Annotated in this window: 24 protein-coding genes and 1 pseudogene; 9 read left to right on the top strand and 16 right to left on the bottom strand. The window is 52.0% G+C overall.

Going from position 1 to position 21,540, the window contains the following annotated elements; genetic code table 11:
* Nucleotides 1-344 precede the first annotated feature (344 nt).
* The 4 genes from BGK68_RS07725 to BGK68_RS07710 form a co-directional block, all read right to left on the bottom strand.
* Nucleotides 345-785: a GNAT family N-acetyltransferase gene (locus BGK68_RS07725; RefSeq protein WP_075256613.1), complete on the bottom strand. Its 441-nt coding sequence runs from the start codon at nt 783-785 to the stop codon at nt 345-347.
* A 239-nt stretch (nt 786-1,024) separates the two neighbouring features.
* Nucleotides 1,025-3,598, bottom strand: coding sequence for a DEAD/DEAH box helicase (locus BGK68_RS07720; RefSeq protein WP_075256612.1), 2,574 nt, complete (start codon nt 3,596-3,598; stop codon nt 1,025-1,027).
* Nucleotides 3,591-4,562: a HamA C-terminal domain-containing protein gene (locus tag BGK68_RS07715; RefSeq protein WP_075256611.1), complete on the bottom strand. Its 972-nt coding sequence runs from the start codon at nt 4,560-4,562 to the stop codon at nt 3,591-3,593. Before BGK68_RS07715 ends, BGK68_RS07720 begins: the two co-directional genes overlap by 8 nt.
* A gap of 311 nt (nt 4,563-4,873) precedes the next feature.
* The gene (locus BGK68_RS07710) at nt 4,874-5,200 is read right to left on the bottom strand and encodes a helix-turn-helix domain-containing protein (protein WP_075256610.1); all 327 of its coding nucleotides are present in this window, start codon (nt 5,198-5,200) and stop codon (nt 4,874-4,876) included.
* Between BGK68_RS07710 and BGK68_RS07705 the strand changes: the two genes are divergently transcribed.
* The 3 genes from BGK68_RS07705 to BGK68_RS07695 are packed head-to-tail and all read left to right on the top strand — an operon-like array spanning nt 5,182 to nt 6,853.
* The gene (locus BGK68_RS07705; RefSeq protein ID WP_143432970.1) at nt 5,182-5,889 is read left to right on the top strand and encodes a hypothetical protein; all 708 of its coding nucleotides are present in this window, start codon (nt 5,182-5,184) and stop codon (nt 5,887-5,889) included. The genes BGK68_RS07710 and BGK68_RS07705 overlap by 19 nt on opposite strands.
* A 34-nt stretch (nt 5,890-5,923) precedes the next feature.
* Nucleotides 5,924-6,163: a hypothetical protein gene (locus BGK68_RS07700; RefSeq protein ID WP_075256608.1), complete on the top strand. Its 240-nt coding sequence runs from the start codon at nt 5,924-5,926 to the stop codon at nt 6,161-6,163.
* Nucleotides 6,164-6,853 (top strand): hypothetical protein, encoded by a 690-nt coding sequence (locus BGK68_RS07695; protein WP_143432969.1) that lies wholly within the window; start codon nt 6,164-6,166, stop codon nt 6,851-6,853.
* Between the two features lie 66 nt (nt 6,854-6,919).
* Here BGK68_RS07695 and BGK68_RS07690 read toward each other — a convergent pair whose 3' ends face one another.
* From BGK68_RS07690 to BGK68_RS07675, 4 genes are all read right to left on the bottom strand, one after another.
* A complete protein-coding gene (locus BGK68_RS07690) occupies nt 6,920-7,549 on the bottom strand; it encodes a PqiC family protein (protein ID WP_075256606.1) in 630 nt (209 codons plus the stop codon).
* A 2-nt stretch (nt 7,550-7,551) separates the two neighbouring features.
* A complete protein-coding gene (locus BGK68_RS28650) occupies nt 7,552-8,013 on the bottom strand; it encodes a paraquat-inducible protein A (RefSeq protein ID WP_075256605.1) in 462 nt (153 codons plus the stop codon).
* A 66-nt stretch (nt 8,014-8,079) separates the two neighbouring features.
* On the bottom strand, nt 8,080-8,745 hold the full coding sequence (locus BGK68_RS07680) for a DUF3313 domain-containing protein (protein ID WP_075256604.1): 666 nt from the start codon (nt 8,743-8,745) through the stop codon (nt 8,080-8,082).
* Nucleotides 8,746-9,016: 271 nt separating this feature from the next.
* Nucleotides 9,017-9,607: a TetR/AcrR family transcriptional regulator gene (locus tag BGK68_RS07675; RefSeq protein WP_075256603.1), complete on the bottom strand. Its 591-nt coding sequence runs from the start codon at nt 9,605-9,607 to the stop codon at nt 9,017-9,019.
* 258 nt (nt 9,608-9,865) lie between these two features.
* Between BGK68_RS07675 and BGK68_RS07670 the strand changes: the two genes are divergently transcribed.
* Nucleotides 9,866-11,407 carry a sensor domain-containing diguanylate cyclase gene (locus BGK68_RS07670; RefSeq protein ID WP_075256602.1) on the top strand — a complete coding sequence of 514 codons (1,542 nt, stop codon included), beginning with the start codon at nt 9,866-9,868 and terminating at the stop codon, nt 11,405-11,407.
* Here BGK68_RS07670 and BGK68_RS28645 read toward each other — a convergent pair.
* The gene (locus BGK68_RS28645; protein ID WP_075256601.1) at nt 11,404-11,730 is read right to left on the bottom strand and encodes a nucleotidyltransferase family protein; all 327 of its coding nucleotides are present in this window, start codon (nt 11,728-11,730) and stop codon (nt 11,404-11,406) included. The genes BGK68_RS07670 and BGK68_RS28645 overlap by 4 nt on opposite strands.
* 37 nt (nt 11,731-11,767) lie before the next feature.
* Nucleotides 11,768-12,667 carry a LysR family transcriptional regulator gene (locus BGK68_RS07660; protein WP_075256600.1) on the bottom strand — a complete coding sequence of 300 codons (900 nt, stop codon included), beginning with the start codon at nt 12,665-12,667 and terminating at the stop codon, nt 11,768-11,770.
* Between the two features lie 111 nt (nt 12,668-12,778).
* On the opposite strand from BGK68_RS07660, the pseudogene BGK68_RS07655 reads away from it, so the two are divergent.
* Both BGK68_RS07655 and BGK68_RS07650 read left to right on the top strand, forming a co-directional pair.
* Nucleotides 12,779-13,536 (top strand): annotated as a pseudogene (locus BGK68_RS07655) (SDR family oxidoreductase).
* Nucleotides 13,537-13,621: 85 nt separating this feature from the next.
* Nucleotides 13,622-14,677, top strand: coding sequence for an alpha/beta hydrolase (locus BGK68_RS07650; protein WP_075256599.1), 1,056 nt, complete (start codon nt 13,622-13,624; stop codon nt 14,675-14,677).
* 102 nt (nt 14,678-14,779) lie between these two features.
* On the opposite strand, the gene BGK68_RS07645 is transcribed toward BGK68_RS07650, so the two are convergent.
* The 3 genes from BGK68_RS07645 to BGK68_RS07635 form a co-directional block, all read right to left on the bottom strand.
* The gene (locus tag BGK68_RS07645; protein WP_075256598.1) at nt 14,780-15,019 is read right to left on the bottom strand and encodes a hypothetical protein; all 240 of its coding nucleotides are present in this window, start codon (nt 15,017-15,019) and stop codon (nt 14,780-14,782) included.
* Nucleotides 15,020-15,317: 298 nt separating this feature from the next.
* Nucleotides 15,318-15,524, bottom strand: a complete 207-nt coding sequence (locus tag BGK68_RS07640) for a DUF2188 domain-containing protein (RefSeq protein ID WP_075256597.1) — start codon at nt 15,522-15,524, stop codon at nt 15,318-15,320.
* 33 nt (nt 15,525-15,557) lie between these two features.
* A complete protein-coding gene (locus BGK68_RS07635) occupies nt 15,558-15,863 on the bottom strand; it encodes a DUF3892 domain-containing protein (RefSeq protein ID WP_075256596.1) in 306 nt (101 codons plus the stop codon).
* Nucleotides 15,864-15,996: 133 nt separating this feature from the next.
* On the opposite strand from BGK68_RS07635, the gene BGK68_RS07630 reads away from it, so the two are divergent.
* Both BGK68_RS07630 and BGK68_RS07625 read left to right on the top strand, forming a co-directional pair.
* Nucleotides 15,997-16,335, top strand: a complete 339-nt coding sequence (locus BGK68_RS07630; protein WP_075256595.1) for a helix-turn-helix domain-containing protein — start codon at nt 15,997-15,999, stop codon at nt 16,333-16,335.
* Between the two features lie 58 nt (nt 16,336-16,393).
* Complete coding sequence (locus BGK68_RS07625; protein WP_083657752.1) at nt 16,394-17,224, top strand: ImmA/IrrE family metallo-endopeptidase; 831 nt, start codon at nt 16,394-16,396, stop codon at nt 17,222-17,224.
* A gap of 962 nt (nt 17,225-18,186) precedes the next feature.
* On the opposite strand, the gene BGK68_RS07615 is transcribed toward BGK68_RS07625, so the two are convergent.
* The 3 genes from BGK68_RS07615 to BGK68_RS27795 form a co-directional block, all read right to left on the bottom strand.
* Nucleotides 18,187-18,789, bottom strand: a complete 603-nt coding sequence (locus BGK68_RS07615) for an XRE family transcriptional regulator (protein ID WP_075256592.1) — start codon at nt 18,787-18,789, stop codon at nt 18,187-18,189.
* Nucleotides 18,790-18,893: 104 nt separating this feature from the next.
* The gene (locus BGK68_RS07610) at nt 18,894-20,120 is read right to left on the bottom strand and encodes a type II toxin-antitoxin system HipA family toxin (RefSeq protein WP_075256591.1); all 1,227 of its coding nucleotides are present in this window, start codon (nt 20,118-20,120) and stop codon (nt 18,894-18,896) included.
* Complete coding sequence (locus tag BGK68_RS27795) at nt 20,117-20,434, bottom strand: hypothetical protein (RefSeq protein WP_075256590.1); 318 nt, start codon at nt 20,432-20,434, stop codon at nt 20,117-20,119. The genes BGK68_RS07610 and BGK68_RS27795 overlap by 4 nt, the downstream gene beginning before the upstream one ends.
* A gap of 193 nt (nt 20,435-20,627) precedes the next feature.
* On the opposite strand from BGK68_RS27795, the gene BGK68_RS07600 reads away from it, so the two are divergent.
* On the top strand, nt 20,628-21,137 hold the full coding sequence (locus BGK68_RS07600; RefSeq protein ID WP_075256589.1) for a hypothetical protein: 510 nt from the start codon (nt 20,628-20,630) through the stop codon (nt 21,135-21,137).
* Nucleotides 21,138-21,540: the final 403 nt, after the last annotated feature.

The following is a 21,540-nucleotide window of genomic DNA, read 5'->3' as shown; positions in this document are numbered from 1 at the left end:
CTTTGCATCATGCGCGGCTACCCCACAGTAACCGGTTATCCCTTCATCGCTGCCGTTTTCACCCGACCAATGAAGCGGTCACTGTCTTATCTTTTCAAACGGAAAAGAGGGCGAAATCAGCGAATGGCATGACGCTCAAACGCTTAGTGACAAGCCTAGCACAACGTCGCTAGAGCTGCTCTGGAAGCGGTTTTCAGCGGAATTCAGGCACAACGAATTACCCTAAAAAAAGATGTCTTGGAATAGCTGCACTTTTTAAAGTTTAGGGCCTGAAAATATTTTCACCTGAATTACTTTACGCAGACGTTGTGACAATAATTCTCACCAAAGAGCCACTTGCCCTACTAAGGGAGAGCCCTCGAAAATCTCTGCCCGTCGCGAGCAAAACCAAGATTTTCGTAGAACTGGTGCGCAGCTTCTCGCTGGTCGCCGCTGGTCACTTCAATCTTCACACATCCGTTCTCTGCAAACCATTCGCTAGCGGCGCTCATCAGCGCCCTTCCGATGCCTTGGTCACGGCAGCCGGCGTTGACCACCATGCTAGTGATGCGCCCGAGGAAGCCCATCGTGTGAAACATTGGCATCACATGCAGACTTATGCACCCCACCAGATGGTCTTCGCTTGCAGCGACCAAAACTAGGTCAGTGGAACTACTGTGGACAGCAGATATGCGCACCTCCACTTGCTCAACAGAGGAGACATAACCAAGTTGCGCCAACAATGCAGCAATCTCCCCTGCGTCCTCGACGCAAGCATTTCGAATATGCGGCGGCAACTTATTCATCAACTTCTTCCCTAGGCAAAAACCGCTGACGGGCGCGGAACAACCTTGATTATACTGTGCAAAAACCTATGTTTTTAAAAACAGTAATCTTCATTCCGTTGCCTCTCCTGCGACGCTCCCTCGCAGGCGATATCGGGTTGTCTTCACGCACAAATTTGTCCTGCGGTCCTGCAAGTCCGCGCTCATGTACTTGTACAGCTTCGACATAAATCCCCCTGGCCATTCCGAGATGTCCCCTACTACAACGCTGTTTCCAAGCCCAGTCGCCTAATCTCACTAATGATAATTGGCGAAAGCCCTGCACTCTTCACTCGCAAATTTCTCAATCTCCGTTTAATAGCGACAGCATCTAAGTCGCTTCTACCTAACAGGTCAGTTAGCTCCCTGGCAGCAATGCGAGATAACCCGAGCTCCATACAGCCAATCATGGTTCCGCTGCATGCTCCGAGCTCCAAAAACAATGGAATGGGAGGCACTTCGAACTCAAGGTCGGGAGAAACCAATTCGACGGCATATTTCAATAGGTCGATGTAGCAACCGATGTAGCGAACGTAATGAAACCTCAGCATCGTCTCGACATCATCAAGCACCTTGATAATTGTCTTCCCTGGCTCCGGTTCTGCGACCCCATCTCGTTCGGCCTTCTCTTTCGCGTATCGGATTTGATATTCAATCATGTCCCTCAAGGACTGCCCGCGCATCCAGCTCAACGCAAACCAACCAAAATAGTGATGTTGCTTGGTTTCCTTCCCTTCCAGATGGCGGTGAATCAAATCCATAACAAACTGCAACTGTTCTTTGGCTTTGTTAGGCTGCAGTGGATGAGGAGGCACAAGTTGGCGCAGTCGACCTCTTTTCACCGCTGCGAAGAGCACGTCAAACATTGCTTGTTGCCGCAGTGGCGATACAGATGCGTTCTTCTTGAGAACGTCCGATGGCAGCATGACCTTATTCAAGTGCTCCGTGACTGCGTCTCTTATTGCACCAGCGCTTTCCAACGGAACTCCCATCGTGGCGCGCTCAATCGTCTGTTCCATCAGCCCTTCTTTAGCGTCAATAAACAGACGTGCAAATACGCTCTCAGCGAAATTGGTCTCCTTTACACCTGACACATGCTCTTCATCTCGGATGAAATCCATCACCTCTACATGCGACGACGTAAAAGCCTTGCTCAATGACGGCGTAACCTCCTTCTGCCTAGGCTCCTCCACTGGCTGCCGTTCCCATTGCTTATATTCGATTAAGAACACGTTTCCGTGCGTGTCTTTAGCGAGGCGTCCTGCACGACCAGCCAGGTTCCAGAAGTCCTCTGGCCCCATCGGCTTGCCCTTTCCTTTCTTTGGATTACGAATAAAAATGTTTCGCGCCGGCAGGTTCACCCCTTGCAGCAACGTGGAGGTGCAAACCAAATATTTGAGTGCCCCGCTGGAGAAATACTCTTCGATTGCCTTCGTGAGTGTGGTCGGCATACTGCCATAGTGATATGCGACGCCCGACTTTATGCACTCTACCAACGCATATTCAGGATGTACGTGTCGCTTAACGAAGTCCGAGAGTTCAACAAGAGATTCTGCTTGAGGAGTGACCTTGTTCTGCCGCTTCAGCGCCTCCGCTATTGCCTCCGCCATACTTTCAGCGGCAGCCTTTCCAGACGCGTAGACAAGATTTTGCCCTTCGTCACCGAGATTCATGACTGCCGTTAAGAAGCGATTGCCAGCTCCTGAAACGGCCTCACCTTCTAAATCAACCTTTTCCAGCGAAAGTGGCACCATGTTATCTCGATGCAAAGTTAGCTCCAGATATGGCTTTTTCTTTGCAGTCTTGAAGTTCACATAGATAAGATTCTGGCGAACAGGACGTAGAACCGTCTCCACAGAGGGAAGCTCACCCAACCCCATAAGTGCGCCAATAGATGCACCGCTGCGAGAGCCCGGAGTAATGAATAGGATTTGCGCCTCCGGCGCGCGCTGATGCACATCTTCCAAACACGATAACAGCAGCATCCCACGCGAGCCGTCGGCAATCTGCTGCGCCTCGTCTACTATGACACAATCTAGCGCCAAATCGGTCTCGTCCATAGCGGTTCTTAGGCGCTCCTGGGTAAACACGAATATGCGTGACTGAGTCGCTGCCAGTCTCTCATCAGAACGTGGCACGCTGCTAATGACTGGTGCGTACTCAAAATCCTGAAAAGCTCTAGTTAGGGAGGACTGGACTTCGTGAATAAGGGAACGAGTCGGAACAATATAGGCGATGTCTAGTAGTCGGTCCGACTTGCCAAGCATGGCCTTCAAATAAAGTTGAATCAGGAAGGACTTGCCGGCCGAAGTGGGCGCAGCGATGCTCAAAAATTGCTGCTTCTTTAGCTCATCCCATACATCGGCCTGAAAATCGGTGAGCAATATTTTTTTACCTAGGACCGAGACGTAATTCTCATCTCGTCGTACCTGCTCACTGAGCTGAAGTTGCCATGGCAACGACCCGTGCGCAAGGTTGTCTCCCTTCAGGAAGGCACTTGCGGGGAAATTCCCTAGCATTGCCAGAATGTGTTCGCAAACTGCTCGCTGACTGCTTTCTAAAGAAATGGTCGCGAGGGCATACACGATATCTTGCGACAACGTCGAATACTCTTTGCTTCCGGACTGCGCGAGAATGAGCGCAGAGCGTAATAGCTTGTTCTTTTCTCCGGCGTCAATGACTGGATTTCGCCCTGATAGGGACGCCAGGCTCTCTTTCTGCAACAACTCATAGGCAATCTGGAATTGCTGGTTCCCAGCCACACGTTGAGCCAATTCAAGATTGAAGTTACCCATGAAGCTCCCTATTAAACTCGTCACGGAAAGACTGCACATCCGGAAGGGGAAGGAAAAACAAATCAACGGAAGCCAGCGAAATCTCGTGCTTTTCCAAATGGGATTGTGCCGTACGCAGCTTTTGGCTTAGGCTCTTCCGATAAAGCTCCTGAAATTGCTCTTCCGCTTCTTCCGAAGTAGTCTTCGCCAGTTTGGAGTAGGCGCCGTAGTCGTAGCCAATCAGAATGGCAAATCTGTCGCTTCGACGATTACCCTCATCGGTGTCATAGGGGTGGAGATAGCGGAGAAGATACTCCTGTAGTTCCTCAGGGAAACCGTCCAAATCGATGTTGCCGGTGGTCAGCTGAAGCTCATTGTCCATTCGTCCATCGGTATTCTTGGCCAGCCAACCGATAGACTCAGCTGCGTCGGACATTGCACTGGAAAACGTCTCGTGAAGTTTGGACTCGCCGAAATACATAGTAAGTCTCTTACCAGTCTCATCCCACATGGCGTGGACACCATCTGCCCCATGTACCGGCATCGAAGGTGACGTTTTAAGGCGCATTTTTGACAGCACCAATGGCGCCTTCAAATAATGCTCGATGAAAACGTAAAGCAACAGCTCACCGCCCTCTCCCGAGCGGCTACTGGACTCCTTTGTCTTTATAAATAGAGCCTTTGCCCAGTCCGCTAGGCCCTCTGTTTCCCGAGAGTCATATTCACTTTGCCAGTCTTTCTCACGCGCACGGCGGCGCTGCTGCTTCGTCGCACAGAATCCGGTAATTTCCCTCATGAGCAATTTCACGAGTTCCGGGACAGACGGCTTCCCAGCTTTGAAAGCGGGATACAAGAAATGAGCTGAAACTGGAGGTAACCCCTCTTCGTGAACACTGCATTTTTTTATTCGTGCATCAACGTTCCGACGCCCCAATAATCTGTCGAAATGCTTCCTTGGTTGATGCCCATCAACGTGCACTGTCATTAGCGAAGGTCCCCTTACGGAAATGGCGTCGACGTCCCCACGTCGAAGTCCAATGTCGAGCTTGTAACTTAACTGAACTTTACCGCTTCACGGGAATTTTGGTAATTATTCTTAGGCAAGAAATTGCAATATCTCTTGACTTCATTACAGATAATTAGTCTTTTAGTCCAAAAACGGCCTAACGGAGGGCAATGCGCACGCTACTAAGTAGCTGGCTAACAGCCGGCACTACAAGGGGTAGTTACCTAGGGGGCTGAAATATGTGGGTGCGCGGCAGGACACCTTTGCGCCGTGCCGGGCCAGGGTGAATGTCACTTCCGAGCGGAGAGCTCTTGCACGAGGTCCTTCGCCCGCTCGCGGTCTCCATTCTTTAAAGCGCCCCAAGAAAGAACTATCTCTGCGAGTCCATCGTCTTCGCAGTAAAAATAGGCTGTCGGCACCGCTAACGCGGCACCAATCTTCTGCGCCACCTCAAATGGCGGCTCATGAACACCGGTCTCGTATCTGCTAATGCGCGCACTAGCAGTCATCTCATCTAATCCGATTAGCACTCCCAAACGGTCTTGCGGGATGTCTGCCTGCAGGCGAGCTTGCCGCAGACGGAGTCCGAAGACGGTTGATGGGATTCGTTTTGACATACTACGATATTCGTAGAACCCGCTTGTTAAATCTCTACGAAAAACGTAGACTTTCCATCAGGAAATCGCAGAAATGGAGTTTTCTTGAATACCAAACAAAAGAAAATCGATTCCCGGGGGAAGTTATGCTCGACGCGCTCAACATCCTAAATAGGGTGTTTTTGAGCTCCACGTTGCTTTCCAGCGTCACGCTCTACTCTGACGGCGACTACGTGGTGCAGAAAACGGATGAAATCCGCGACGTAGCGAACGTTATCAGTACACACCGAGAGTGGTGGCGCTCCGAAAGCAAATGCAAGTACATCGGCGTCATGGTTCCGTACGTTCGGGACTGGCCAGAGACATCCGTTGTTTCCGAAGTTGAGGTCGTACACCCACCAGAGCCTGACAAAATCGCCGGCCAGGCTTTCATCTTCAATCGCAAGATTTGCCCAGACGTTCCTGACGAACCTATCTTGCGGCTCGCTGAGCAATGGCGTAATCGCGGCTTCATCTACGAGAAGCGAATTATCACCGCAGAAGACCTGGCATCCATGAGACCTGCGGACCGACCCAAGTGGATAGCTCAGGTTTTAGGACGTCTGCGTCGTGTGGCTGAGTATGACCAGAAGGTGAAAGAGTTCGTGGACCACCTATCTATGGCCGTCCCAGCCAAACAGGGACAAGACCAGCTATCCCCGGAGAAGTGAGTCTCCCCCTGTATTAACGACAACTGAGATAACTATGCTGAAAAAAGTATGGACATTGGGCCTTGGCCTTCTCCTGACCTGCGCCGCCGCATCGGCCGCAAAAGTGGAAATGAAAGCCGATTCCCAGGAGTGGCAGACACAGTATTTTGATGCAAACGAAGTGTCTACTGAGGTGTACGTGAAAATGACCGAGGATGGGCAGAACTCAGATATACCGAGGATATACCAGTTCAAAGTAGAGCCAGATTGGGCACAAGCACCAGCGACAATGTGAGTGAAGATTGTTGAGCTGAAATCTCTTGATAAGGCTATGTTCTCCTCTACGAGAACTGCCCACTATGTGCGTCAGCTAGTCAACGTCAGAAAGATTTCAAGGGTCGTCACATTTAAGGCCAACGATTATGCGCAGTTCGGGCTGTCAGAACAGGACGGATTCTGGCTTAGCTACGTATATTTGAGCACCGGCGAAAAGCTGACTGCAGTCGCTCCCAGGGACAACTCTGGTTATCTCGCATGCGGAACGCAAAATGGAGAAGTGAAGGCCAATCGCCAGTTCTCCAAGACGGTTCAACGCCAGACGGTACTCAAGGACTCATGTTCTGGGTTTACTGAACCCAAGGACCAAATCATGGCGTCGCTATCACTTGATACGAGTTTTAGCTTCGGCGAGGAGCTCAAGCCTATTCTGGATGACTGCGCTGCGAAAGCCGCGGCCAGGAAGGAAAGGGAGGAACTTGCGAAACAACAAGCCGCGCAAGCTCGAATAGATGCCGATACGTTGTTCGAACAACAGAGGGCAAAACACAAGATGCGTCCAGGTGTACAGCTGCTGGGCGACATGGGAGCAGACCGCGCGAAACGCCTCGTGAACAATTGCTTCGAGACCCCAAACTTCCTCCAGCCAAATCGTGGCGAGTCCAGCATGACGAAGGAGCAGTGGCGCCAAGGCCATTGCGGCGGCTAATATAAAGAGGAAGTGGAAGACCTAATGAGAGAGTTGCGCATTCGAGGGATTGTCTCGAACTAATCGTCACCGAAAGGACAGAGAGAGTGCTCTTACGGCAACAGCGACGTCTGCAACTACGCTGTTTGATAGCCTTTGAAACGCGATGACCTGCCCATCAGCATCATCAGCAATGTCGAGATTGATATTAGTTCGTCCTATGAGTACCTCTTCCGATGGCATGGCACGAACTGTCCATTGCACAACGGCCGAGAAGTATCCATTTGTGCTGACGTCCGCCCTAGCCAAGGCGATAGATACCTGGAGCCTTTTTAGCCTCTCCGCACCAGGAACACCGTATGAATCCACCGCTCCCAAGCGCTCTTGAAGTCCCAATGAGATTGCGGTTCTAAGTTCTTGTGGAAGCGGTGTGGTCCATCTATCAGCAGCGGATGACTCCATTCCACCATTGCGGCTACGGAGCATTAACTGAGCAGAAGCAAGTGCATCCGCAGTGTGGACGGGCAAAACTTCGATGACAATCGCTTCGCCATCTTGATTCGTTACAGACGAGGCGACCTTCGATGCTCGACCATCATGGTTGCTAAGCGTGTGGTAACGCGTGGTAGCAACACTATTACATGCCGTCAACAACAATGCTGATGATGCTGCAATCAAGACGGTGCGCTGCATCCAAATAGCGAATGATATTTTCATGCCTATCGCCACAGGTCACTAGAATTACTTGCTAACAAAGCCCCCAGAAGAACTATCAGCAGTCCTAGGGAAAATAGCGCTATTCCGGGAACAACCGCTGCTACTAAATTGACGTGGATTAGAGATATCAGCATTCCCAGCATGTAAATCTGAATCATGGCCCAGGGTCGGAAGCGATTCATGATTTGCATGATTCGACATCTCTCTCTGGTTTGGCGCGGCCGGCCCCGAAGCAATACGAACGCCATCGCAAGCATCTCGATAAGCGGATACAAAATTGTGGCTATAACCATGACAAACCGGAATGACGAAGCTCCCCCGCTGCGCGACATAAGAAGGCACTCGATAAATGTGACCTGAACCACGTTTCCAGCGCTAGCCACTTCAGCGATAGGAAAAATATTGCTGAAGATGAGCAATATCAGTGCTGAAAATACGAGCGGAAGTCGTATATCGTCCCTCATCTCAGCGCGCCTCCCGTGCCGATGCTCTCGGCCACATCCGTCATTTCCTACATCAATACGCGATTCCTAACGCAGCTGGGCTAACAACGCCTTCGCACCTTTATCGATACCCGCTTTCGATGCACTGAGCGCTCCCATGCTAGCTCCGATATCCCATGGCTTCGGATATTGCTTAGTGATGTACGCCTTGAGCAGACGATTGTCCTGCGCATCGTAAATTTCTACGGAATAGATGACAGAGCCCCCAATGAGTGCCTCACGGTCGCGTGCATTCTGTACTGCGTTGTATAGACCTCCGCCAATATCAAATCTCGTGAAGGTCGACAAGAAGGCTGTATTCGTCTCCGCGCCAGTTAAGGTCAGCCTTACCAGCAGCGCCTTACCACTAGGTGAACTGCTAACTCGGAAACGGCTCCTCAGCGCCTCTGCGAATTTTTGCTGCATATAGCTCGCCAGTGTCGCCTTGTCTTCCTCGCTCATGCTGCCAAACTGGTTATCGGCGCCGGCGTAGATGGTGACTGGCGCCACTGCGACTACCTCATAACGGCTCCAATCTACGGCTTGCGAATATGAATATGGAATACGACCGCTGCTATCGCTCGTGTTCTTCGTTAAGGCGTTGGAGGAATCAATTCCGGTGTATTTGACGGGGTCCGAGCTTGCACATGCGGTCAATGTGGCGCAAATAAGCGAGACAACACAAAGCCGCTTCACCTTAAGGGAAGAACTCATTTGGTATTCCTTTGTGATTTCCGGACTGGCGGCCCATCGGGGCAAGCGAGGCCCGCAAGGCGACATTAAGTCACCCTAGAGTGCCGAGACGAGTCCGCCCTAACCAACACATCTACAAGATGCGCGATAAGACTGACGCTTGAGCCATGGCCATAGCATGAGAGGCACTATAGCATCGAAATTAGATTTTACAATCCGTCCAGACGGTTTTTATTGTAACTTTAGTGAAGGTCGTTGCAGCGGCGTCACCGCCCTTCTGACTGGATATTAATCAGGCCTTTGTCGCTTTGGATTTCTTCCGCGGTGCTTGTTGCCAGCGTGACTCGTCAAGCAGCATCTCGAAGCAGCGTTCGCGCTCTTCCGAGGAAAGGGGACACATATTGAAAAGTGAGGTCCAGAGCAGACCGCGAGCGGCAGACCAACGGAGGAGCGCCAAGTCAGGGTCATCAGCCTCATTTCTTATGGCCGCGACCTGAACTGCTTCGGAACTCTTTAGCCCGTCAACCAAGGAAGGCTGTTCGCTGACGGCACCAAGGATTGCCAGAGCTACCGATTGGGGCTGCTTCGATGCCTCCCGCAAGACCGAAATCTGCATGGCCAGCGCTGGCTCAGAGGACATTTTTCCCTCCCCTTCCAAGAAATCTCTCGCAAATTGGGAAAAATGTGTGCGTTGGTTATCAAGCAACGCAATTAATACCGCTTGCTTTGTACGGAAATGATGTAAAACCCCGCCTTTGCTTATGCCTGCCTCTTTGGCAATGGCATCAATCGTCAGCTTATTGGCGCCGTCGCGAGCTATGACGGTCAGTGCTGCCTGGATAATGAGCTGTCTTGATTTTTCTGAACGGGCGGAATTTTCCATGTCTTGTGCGGCAAAGGCAACTAGCGAAGCACAACACAATAGCCGTTTAGACCATATGGCGCAAATAGACGAAAAAAGGGTGTTTAACCGAGCAATAAAGATTGAAAATCTGTTCAAAGATGGCAATCAATATTCAGTTCTAACCGAGCCATAAAACGAACGTCGTAGGTAGCAATTACTCCTGGCTGAAGCTGGCTTAGGGCGGCACGTTAAGTTGCTTAGAAGAAGTGATTTCAGGTTTTCTTACAGCAAGAGATTATGACTGCCCAGTCCATTACTGCAGCATCAAAATTCGTCAAGGGCTTCGTAGTAGCCGTTTGCGTCGTCATAGTGTTGCTGGAAGCTTGGGGGTCAATGCAAGACCGGGAGATACAGCTCCTCGAATCAGGGCGCTCCACCGCAAATATGGCCTTGGCGTTGAGCCAGCACGCCAATCAGACCTTCGACGAAGTAGACATCGTCCTGCGGACAGCACGAGAGCATTTTCGCAAGGATGGCAATACACCGGAAGGACTAGAAAGAACTCACCAGTTCCTAGTTGAGAACGTTAGTAGCGTGCCTCAACTGGCTGGGCTCTATATCTACGATGAAACCGGACGGTCGATTGCCACCTCCCTTCCGTTGTCCGACACCACTATCACGAATCAAGAGCGCGACTACTTCGTTTATCACCAGCAGCACCGCTCTGGCATTCCGCACATAGGCAGTCCCATTCGAAGCAAGGCCACTGGACAATGGCTTCTGACCATCAGCCGTCGCATAGACAAAATGGATGGTTCATTTGGAGGCGTTCTTCTGGGGACCATAGACATCGGCTTCCTTGAACGCTTCTACGCCAAATTCAACATTGGCAAGATGGGCGTCATTCTTTTTGGCCTTAGCGACGGTACGATTCTCTATCGCCGACCACTGCTAGATGACTCCATAGGAAAGTCACTTGCGAACTCTCACTTCTACCAGCAATACGTTACAAAGACCGCTGCAAACACGGTAGAAATTCGCTCAATCCAAGACAACGTCGTCCGAATTAGCAGCTTCCAACATGTCGAAAACTACCCACTCTTTGTCACCGTTGCATTGTCCAAGCAAGAAATGCTGGAACGTTGGACTCGGCGCACTTGGCTAAGAGGTATTGGCATAGCCCTTCTTTTACTCATCCTCTCCTATGTCGGGGTCAAGATGGTGAAGCAGGTTTCCCTCAGAGAAGCGGCTCAAGCGGAAGCAACTGAGGCCAAACAACAGCTTGAGAAGATGTATCAAACACTCGAGGAGCAATCTCAGCGGGATGGCCTGACAGGAGTGTTTAACCGCCGCTATTTTGACCAAGCAATATCAACGGAGCTATCTCGATTCCATCGACTTGGCGGTTCGCTCATTTTGATAATGATTGATGTAGACCACTTCAAGAAATACAACGACACATACGGCCATGCGGCCGGCGATACCTGCCTTCAAAAAGTAGCAAGCGCAATAGAATCTGTGACTCAGCGACCCAGCGATATTGTTGCTCGATACGGTGGAGAAGAGTTTGTCGCAATTTTGCCGACCGCAGGCCAGGACGGCGGAATCGCAGTAGCTAATCAGATGTTGACGGCCGTACGCAACTTAGATTTGGCTCATTCCAAGAGCCCAGTAGGGAAGGTGCGAATAAGCGTTGGTATCGCTTCGCTAATTGGTAACCCTGGCCATCTGGTCTCACCAAGAGAACTTATAGAAACAGCCGACGGTGCGCTCTATACTGCAAAAGAGCAAGGTCGCGACCAGGCAGTTTATCGAGACTTCCACTTCAACGAAACCTAAGTATCTCGCAAACTCAGATTTATCTCAGCCCGAGTGAGGTCACCGACGGTGTCGATATCCCTCACTATTCCCTCATCCTGCAGCTGCATATCCAGAACTTCACCCGTTTTACGTCGTTCCGCCAATACCGAGGCCGCCCCTGCGTCACCGCAAAGCTGACGAAGCTGGCTTAGACATTCATGTCGAAATCCAACGGGATGGCCTTTTTGCCCTTGCCAGTGAGGTACAACCGCAACATGCTCATTAAGCTGTGACGCTACCATTCGAATTGAATTGGCCGCGATAAGCGGTAAATCACCAGGCAAGATTAGAGCTCTGCTCATCCAGATTTCAAACTTTCTCCCGCGTCCTAATTTGTGACTATGTTCGCTCCCGCTCCCAGTCCTTGATAGCTTGAGTAAACAGTCTCAATGCTGTTGGCGGGTGTCGATTTGCGGGGTAATAGAAGCACAATCCCGGCATCGTTGGACTCCATTTCTGCAGGAGTGGTACCAGAGCACCAGACGCAACATGGGCTGCCGTTTGATATTCAGGGAGCCATGCAATACCAATGTCCTGCAAAGCGGCATCGAGCATCAAGTTAGTATTCCCGAGCGTCATTGGTCCAGTTGCGTCGATGTTGACACTCTTTCCGCGGCGCTCCAGGTTCCATCGGTACAGGGTCCCGCTGGAGAACCGAAAACGAATACAGCGATGCTTGAGCAGGTCTTCTGGCATATCCGGCGTTCCATACTTGGCCAAATAGGCGGGAGAAGCTACCGCGGTGAATTTGATGTCTGCCCCAAACTTGACGGCAATCATGTCTTTCGGTACGTCGTCGAACACCCGAATTCCTGCGTCATAGCCGTCGGCCACGATATCGACGAATCGCGTGTCGACAACAAACTCGATGTGCACGTCAGGGTACTTTTCGAGAAAGTCAGGAAGGACGTGGCGTATCAGCGGTCTGGCTCCGGCCTCCGCCGCACTGATACGGATTGTTCCAGAAGGTCTATTGACGGCACTGGCCACTTCATCCATAGCATCAGCCAAATCTGCCATTGCCGGCGCCACTCGCCTCAATAACTGCTCTCCAGCCTCAGTCAGAGCGACGGAGCGGGTGGTACGGTTGAATAAGCGAACATTCAAACGCTCTTCCATCCCTCGAAGGGCGTGACTTAACGCAGACGGAGATACCCCCAGTCGCAAGGCAGCGGTCCGAAAGCTCTTATGTTCGGCGATAGCTGTGAAAGCAGTCAGCTCTGACAATCCCACTTTCATTGATGCATTTCCCTCATCAGCTCGTGCATATTTCACCCCATAGTTGAAATAAAAACAGCAATCTATACTGCTTCCATCGACTCCAGTCAACACTTTGAAAGGGACATTGAGATGAACATGCAGCAAAGCAACAATATTGAAGGCAAAGTCGTCGTTATCACCGGCGCAAGCAGCGGCTTGGGCGAAGCAACCGCCCGCCACTTGGCAGCAAAGGCGCCATCATCGCGTTGGGTGCGCGCCGTTTTGAGCGAATTGACCAAATTGCAAAAGACATCACGGCCAATGGTGGCAAGGCGATTGCCGTTGCTACCGATGTAACTAACTCTGACGCAGTGCAGGCACTGGTCGACAAGGCGGTGGAGGCGTTTGGCCGCATTGACGTCATGATTAACAACGCCGGCCTGATGCCCCACTCGCCCCTGGAGCGTCTGAAAATCGCCGACTGGAATCAGACAATCGACGTCAACATCAAGGGTGTCCTCTACGGCATTGCGGCTGCACTTCCGTACATGAAGGCTCAGAAGAGTGGCCACATCATCAACGTCTCCTCCGTCGCGGGCCGCCAGGTTCGTCCTGGTAGCGCCGTTTATGCAGCCACCAAGAGCGCAGTGCTGATGATTTCGGAAGGCCTGCGCCAAGAAGTGAAGCCTTACGACCTCCGCACAACTGTCATTTCCCCAGGCGCAGTTGCGACCGAGTTGCCACAAAGCGTGACGGAGCCGGATGTCGCCGGCGCCATCGGCAAGTTCTACGAGAACTTCGCCATCGCCCCTGAGTCGTTCGCCCGCGCTGTGGCTTTCGCCATTAACCAACCAGCAGATATGGATGTGAACGAAGTCACCTTCTGCCCGACACGCCAGGAAGGCTAACAATAGTCTTATCTATTGAGCGAAGCGCCTTTTGAAGTGTGAAGCGCACTTCGCCCTTAGAGCATCAACTGATAGGAATTTCAAAATGGTAAAGACAACATTGAAAGCTCTGGCAGTCGCGGCAGTTATTGCTGGGGCCAGTGCGCAGGTGGACGCCGCGGATTACAGGAAGAATCCGTTCACGCTCGTATACGACGGCGCCATTACCGAGAACGTACCTGGTAAGGTGAATATTCACCCCGTGACCTACAAGCTGAACGGCCTGGATATTTCAGCGAACGTCTACACTCCTGCCAACTTTGACCCGAAGAAGAAGTATCCGACGGTGGTCGTAGCGCATCCCAACGGAGGCGTGAAGGAGCAAGTGGCCGGTCTCTATGCACAGCGCCTGGCCGAACAAGGTTACATCACCATTGCGGCAGATGCTGCATATCAGGGCGCAAGCGGTGGACAACCGCGCTACGTGGACAAACCACAAAATCGTGTGGAAGACATCCACGGCATGGCTGACTTCATCACTCAATATGCTGGCGTTGATTCCACTAGGCTCGGCCTCCTAGGCATCTGCGGCGGCGGCGGATATTCGCTGAAGGCAGCGCAGACTGACAAGAGATTCAAGACAGTCGCGACTCTCAGCATGTTCAATTCTGGACGCGTCCGCCGTAACGGTTTCATGGATTCGCAAATCTCCAGCATCCAGGAGCGCCTGCAGCAGGCGTCAAATGCTCGAGCCCAGGAAGCTGCTGGCGGCAAGGTCCCCTACGCCAACGACGTTCAGCTGACCGACGAACAAATCGCGAAGCTGCCGTTTGAGATGTATCGCCAGGGCTTTGAATACTATGGCAAAACCCATGCGCATCCCAACTCCGAAGGAAGGTTCACGCTGAGCAGCCTTTTGGACCTCATGAGCTTTGACGCTACCAACCAAATCGAACTGATTAATCAGCCGTTGCTGATGATTGCGGGTAGCAAGGCAGATAGTCTGTACATGACTGAGGACGCGTTCGCGAAAGCTACCGGCACTAAGGACAAGGAACTGTTCAAGATTGAAGGGGCCACTCACATCGAGACCTACTGGGTTCCGAAATACGTGAATTCTGCTATGGAAAAGCTGACCCAATTCTACGGCCGGACTTTGTAATTCGAAGTGACGAGAACAACCTCACAGGCATCAATTAGAAAAGCCCGCATTCGCGGGCTTGAGAACATAAAGCTGGGCAGATGTCTCACTTCGAAGGCGCCATCACAGTGTTGACCAGATTCGCTTGAGATTGCGACTCCTGGACACGCGCTTCGGCGGCGGGAGGGCAACCTCCTGGACTGCAACCATGTTGCCGTCGCCATCTGGCTTATAAACTATCACCGGCGAGGCATTCTTCCGAGCCGCCTTATTTTCCTGGTGCTTCCGACGGTCATGAATCGCTCGGGAATAATCCGTCATTGAAATAGCCTCGAAAGGCTGCTTTTTCATACGCTTGGTCATATTTACTCGCTACGTGTTGGTCCTTAAAAAGGCTCCGCGCGGCAGTCTCAATTGCCGTGGCCACGGATACCAAACAAGTATAGGAACAACGTCAGACCATAATTTCAGCTCACTTCCGCATTGACTGCGACGCCCTCAAGGCACAGAAAATAACCTTGGAACGTGCGGTGGTGCGTTTAAAAGATATGCGCAAGAAGGAACGAAAGCACTAATTCATCGGGGAACTGTAGACTCAATCAGGGTCGTCGGGGCACGACATGGACAACCTCTTGCTGAAGGTGGACCCTGTTGCCATCAATTACGGCTTACGCCACTTGTCAGGATTGCCGCCGGACGTGTGACGAACACGCTCCACGTGCGGCGCAACACCATTGTTCAACTGCTTCGCGCGGTCAATGGCTTCGCGCTGTGTCGGCAAGACATCGCTGGCACGCTGCGAATTTGGCCGCCTCACGGCATAGTCACCTTCCGGGCGCCGTTCAACATAAATACGCTTGTCGGTCATTTTTAGAACCTCCAAAGATTGAAGAATGCGCTTTCAGCGCAGTGGCAGGGAAAGCAGATTGTCAGTAGTCCTGCCATCAGCCACCGTCTGCACGTACTTGATACGGCCATTGCTGTGAACGCGTACCCACGCCCCTTTCAATTTGGGATTCTTGTCAGGGCACCACACCGAGTAATCACCATTTTTCTCGATGAACTCGACCATTTCTTGGCGGGTACACACCCCTGACGAGTGCACTACATTTGCGTCATCGACCCGCTCCCACCACAAGTGGCTGATGTGCTCATGACCATTGCCCTCGGCCATGCGACGAGCCACACACTTAATTGTTGTTGCCATCGTTACATCCTTTCTAAAAGAAGTCACCCCAAATTGTTCGGAGTAGACGCACTTATAGTATTGCCACCCAAAATCCACTTGTCAAGCATAAATAATGCGTCTACTCTGAACTTCATGAACAGGAGATTTCACAGTGGCAACAAAAGCAGCAACGGTTTTAGGTGAAAAAATACGGACGCAACGCAAGCGCCTGAACTTGACGCTTGACCAATTGGCAGAAAAAACAGGCTCTAGCAAGAGTTACATCTGGGAGCTGGAGAATCGCCCGGTTGTAAGACCATCCGCCGACAAACTGGCGCGCTTGGCGGAAGTGTTTGAGGTGACAGTTGAATTCCTCTTGGACGACAACAAAACTGAAGTCACCAAGTCGGATGCTGACGAGGTCTTTTTCAGAAGAATCGGTCAGCTGAATGCGAAGAAGCGAGCACAACTCGAGAAATTTCTAAGGGCAATCGACGACGACGATGAGTGACCCGAGCTCGCCAGTACGATGGGGAATTGACCTAGCCAAACTATGGCGTGCAGCTGGCATGGGATTTCCCGTCGACGTCAAATTACTGGCGCTTGATTACACATCAAAGAAATTCTCAGACCCAATCCGCGAAATCATCGACCATGCACCTCATGGGCTGGATGGTATCGATGGCATGCTAGTGTGCCGCAAGAAGCGCAATGACTGGTGTATTTCCTATGATGGAAACATCTCCATTCCCGGACGGGTCAACTTTACCTTGGCGCATGAATTCGGTCATTACCTGCTGCATCGTACAACCCGAGACGATTTCAAGTGCGGTCAAGAGCAGATGATGGACTACGACAGTGTTGAGTCCAAGCGAATCGAGAGCCAAGCCAATATTTTTGCATCGTACCTGTTGATGCCAAGAACAGACTTCGAAGACCAAATCAAAGGACTGCAAGTAACTTTCGAGCTACTGGGTGAATGTGCCGAGCGCTATGGCACGTCACTCACAGCCACTGCGTTGAAATGGTTGGAATTTACCGAGGAAGCGGCAATGCTTATCGTCGCAGACTCAGACGATTTTATACATTGGAGCTACTGCAGCCAGGCGGCGAAGCGAATGCAATGCTACCGCGCGCCAGGAGAAGAACTTCCAGAGGAAGTCAGAATATCTCTTCGAGAGGGAAAACTTATGCGCGGCCAGCTTCGCAGAGTTGCGCCCGGAGTCTGGCATCAAACTGCTGAAGCCATGGAGTCTTTAGTGATTTCTGACCAATTTGAGCAGAGAATTTTCCTGGTCAAGTTCCCATATGCCTCAAATCGCGACTACGAAGAAGGCAAAGAAACAGACGCATTCGATATGCTGTCCGATAGAGCCAAGGGATTCAACTGGTCCAAGTAAATTTCTTCTAAAAATGCAGAAGCCCCGACTAGCGAGGCTTCTGGTCCATCGGCTCCGATTCCTCATACCCAGCGGTTGCTAGGCCAAGCAAAACTTGGGGGGCGAATTCTGGAGTCGGCTGAAAAGGTCATGTGATACAGGTTATCAAGCGGATGATTACAACGCATATTCAGTGCGGCAGCGGGACGATTCCCTCTACTTCCAGAGATGTTGCGGCACAATCGAAATCGGCTGTGCCGCGGCTCAAGGAAAAATAGAGGCGTCTCAGGAACAGGTCGCGGGACTTCTCTTGGTTATTCCACTCCAGGTGGAACCTCATTCCTAAGATGAGGCGGCGCTTAACTTTTACGACGAACACCCGCTTTTGCTAAGCCTTGCTAGTCTTTCGACTAGACCTCCTTACTAGCTGTTGGCTCTCACCGAAGCGGCAGGGAGGATTTTTTCTCTTAAGAAAACTGGAGCATGGTGGTATGTAACGCCACTCGATTTCGAGGCACGAAATCAGCCACGGCGCAAATACCGTATCAACATGCAGAAGCCCCGACAAGCGGGGCCTCTGGTCCATCGGGTCCGATTCCTCTTACCCAGCGATTGCTAGGCCAAGCAGAACTTGGCGGGCGACCTCGCGAGTCGGCTCAAGAGGTCCTTTAAAACAGCATATCAAGCCGATGGTTACAACGCAAATCAATGCAGCGTGGGAGCAATTCCGTCTACATGCTTCAAGAGATACCGTAGTGTAACTTCATTGGCTTCGCCGAGGCTCAACCCTACATAGTTCTTTGCAAGACGGCAAGATGAGCCGACATGGAGGTCAACCGAGTATGGGCCATTCGGCTGGCAGCCAGAGTGGAATGCGGGGTCTCTACGAATACAGACGTACACGAATTCCCCTGGATGAACGTCCGAGAGAACGGAGAATGCCTCAACGAGCTCTAGGGCGGCTGCCCCATTCAAAACGGAAATTAGCTTGTCTCCAGCCCGGCCGCGGGCATATCATCCCCATCTGCGACACGTGGTAGCCCTTGCGGCATTTCCGTCTTCAGGGCGGCCAGCTTATATCGAGGGCCGGCTGGCGCTTCTATCTCAAAGCGGACATTCTTCCCCGCTCGCAACAGGATGTCGACGAGAGAATCGATAGTGATATTCTCAGGATTCATCCTCGTTATTTCATATACCCGCGCAGGCTTCACCCCAAGTTTTTCTGCGGCACCGGCGTACGTAAGTTGGTTCTCATCTATCCAAGCCGCGAGCTCCTTCATCAGGCTCTCCATGAGGGCCAGTTTTGCCATAAGGGCGATGTCCTCTTCCTCCCTGTTGTCTGGAACCTCCGTCGAATGCAGCACTGCAGTAAGTATGGCACTCTCAACGTCCGCTACAGCAATACGAATTGCCTGCGCCAAAGAGGTAGCACTGCGCGTGAAATCGAGAACAATTTTCCCAGGCGCACTTATTCCAACCAGAGCATCCAGGCAGCCCGCTTCACCAAGCCGTTCGAGGATATCGTCCACGCCACCGGCGGCGTCGGCCGGGTCTAGCAGATATCGGAGGATGAAGTGATACTCCATGGGTGTATCCGACTCTTAGAGAATCAATGAATTGCGCCGCTATACCGCGTTATACGGAGTCTGGATAATTATCCGTTTCCGGGATAACGCTGTTTCCCAAACAGTTAACTCAATCGCTCCACATTGGCCTTCACCTGGGCGGCCATGCCGCGAACTGTGGCCGCACGGACTTCCGCGGCATCGAATGCCTCGGCAAAGCCGCCAGCGACAGCCAAATGCCTGTCTATATATTCTTGCGCCTTGTCGCTCGAGATGTCTGCATAAGCAGCAAGCTCAATCATGTGGTTACGAGTGATTGCCTCCGCTTCTCCCATCACATCCATCTGATGATAGCCACCTGGACCCGCTGCAAAAGTCAAGTCATAGGCCGGCGACAGCTTCCAGCGGCCGTCCTTGTCGATACAGAAGGAGATGTTCTTGGGATGGTCGTCTCGATTATTGAATACGACATTGAACACCACGCGGGCAAATGCCTTTTCCACCTCGCCCCCTTCTCCTGTGAGCTCGCGCGTAACCTGGAGGAACTCTGCATAGCCCAATGCCCCAGGCACGCGGAAGTCTGCACCTGTAATGCCCGCCAACGTATGGACTGGCACGCGCAAGCCGTTTTCCACATCGAAGCGAGCGACACCGAAAGCGCCCAGCTTCTTGGATAGGTCAAAGTATCGCGTGGCAGGTATGTCTAATCCACAGTCCCGCGCCAAGGCGGCGTAGCTGTTCTCAATGGCGCACACCTCTTTGTGCTCACCGGGCAATTGGAATTTCACCATCCAGGGGATACCGTTTGCGATGCCCTGCGTCTTCATGTCACCGGTAGACGGGTTGTAATCCACCAGAATCTTGGGCCGTGCGCCGTGCGGAGCAGCTCCTGCCGCAAGTAGTTGAAGAAAGAACTCGCTATCCTTACCGCGCATAACATCCTGTGCCTGTTGTGCCAGCTCACAAAGGTCAAAGGTTGTCGTGGGCGCAGTCAAGACTTGGGCCGGCGCGTATGTCAGAGCACCCATCGTCTGGCTTCCAAGGAGAGCCAGACGGTCAAGTGATGACACGTCGTCGATTTCGAGGCCGTTCTTGCGCCAATACTGGTCCATCAACATCATCCCCCACCCGTCGGGCAAGCTATCTGCGAATAGCCCCGGCAGAAATTTTTGTTCCCGCCGGAAGGTGAACGATTGCTCTTCCATCGGGAGTTTGAGCGGAGACAGCTCAAGGTCTTGCATGACAGCTTGGAAGGTGTAGCTAAAGACGACGTTGCCGTCAGTGCCCTGCTTTAATACTCCTAGAGGCCAGCGTTCTCCCCAGCCTTCGTAGTAAACATCAACGCTTTTCAATTGGAACTCCTCTTTGGTTGGGCAATATTGTCCACAGCAATCTGAACCCTCGTCTTGACGGTGAGCTCTGGCAAAGGGCCACGCGGTCCTTCTTTCATTTTCTTCAGCTCTATCTGGTCGAAGATATCGAGTCCGAGGCCGAAGCGGTTCAGCACCACCATCAGCTCCATGACGGAATAGTCGCCTGTCGCGTCCAGGATGCGCACAATGGTGCCCGCGGCGAGCCCCAGTTCGGCGTCGAGGGCGTCGTAGTCGTATGCCGAACTGCTGAGCGCATTGCGGAGATAATCGGAGATGTCTTCTAGCGTCTTCACGGCGGGTCCCTATCTGCATCTATGGACTTGGCGCCACCAGTCCGAAAGATAGTGTATAGACCAAGACAGGGCTGCAACAGGGGATGCGAGGGGCATGTACCTTTAATCGAGCAGTAACGCCGATAGGTTCGATTAACGGCACATCGGATAAGTAAAGCATCGCGTGAGTTTGATGATGGTGTAGATTCTCCAAATGAACACTCGAGTCAAAGACATCATCACCAAACTCTATCGTCCTCCAGAGCACGGGCGACGAGTGTTCGCACTCTCTAGGGGCGACGCTGAGAAAATTCCTCTGATAACAGGTGTCGCTGTAGTTTCGATTACCGCGCCTGAGAAAGCACCAGCGCAGCTACCAGCGTACGAATATCTTTTGCGCCTCAGTTTCGCCGACGTCGATTTTCTTGGAGAAATCTCCGCCAGAGCGGCGGAAAAACTGCCGGCCGCGATGACAAGGCAAGACGCTGAAGCCATATTGGGTTTTGTCCAGGCTCTCCCCTCCTCAATACATAGCTTGATAGTTCACTGCGAAGGTGGATTCTCCAGGTCCGCCGGCGTCGTGAAGGCCTTGGAAGAACTATATGGCTATGAGGTAGAGGAGGCGAGATTGACTCAAGCGAATCCGAGTGTAGTGCGGACGCTCCTCGATATCGCGGGCCAAAAAAACGAAACCGGGAAGAAACGGAAGAACAAGCCTGAATAGGCATCGTCGATAGAGCGCGGTCTGCAACGGCGCTTCGCTTAAACGCTCCCATGATTGCGCCCCTGTTTCAGTACCTGGACGCAATCAATCCGAAGGCACTCGCCACAGCTACCGCTGTACAGGGGGCGGCAAAATACATTCACGCCTACACCAAGTCTCCAGTGGGGCATGTCCTTTGGCGCCGCTCGCCAGTTCCACGCGAGGATTCGAATAGCCTAGTCTTGATGGGGAGAACGCATTGCCGGAGGTACTGCGCACACGTCATAACGGGGCGAAATCGGGTGGAAATGCCCGTCGGTGCTAAAAAGAACGTCTTCTTTTTCCGTTTTTCACGAAAATACGATTTTTGATGTCGAGGGGGAGTAATTTTAGGCGAAACTACCTGTTCCAAGAGAGACTGAAA

Origin of the sequence: Herbaspirillum camelliae (genome assembly GCF_001929405.1) — a bacterium.
Taxonomy (GTDB): domain Bacteria; phylum Pseudomonadota; class Gammaproteobacteria; order Burkholderiales; family Burkholderiaceae_D; genus Herbaspirillum; species Herbaspirillum seropedicae.
Note: the sequence above shows the minus strand (reverse complement) of the source record. Positions and strands in the feature narration are given on the sequence as shown.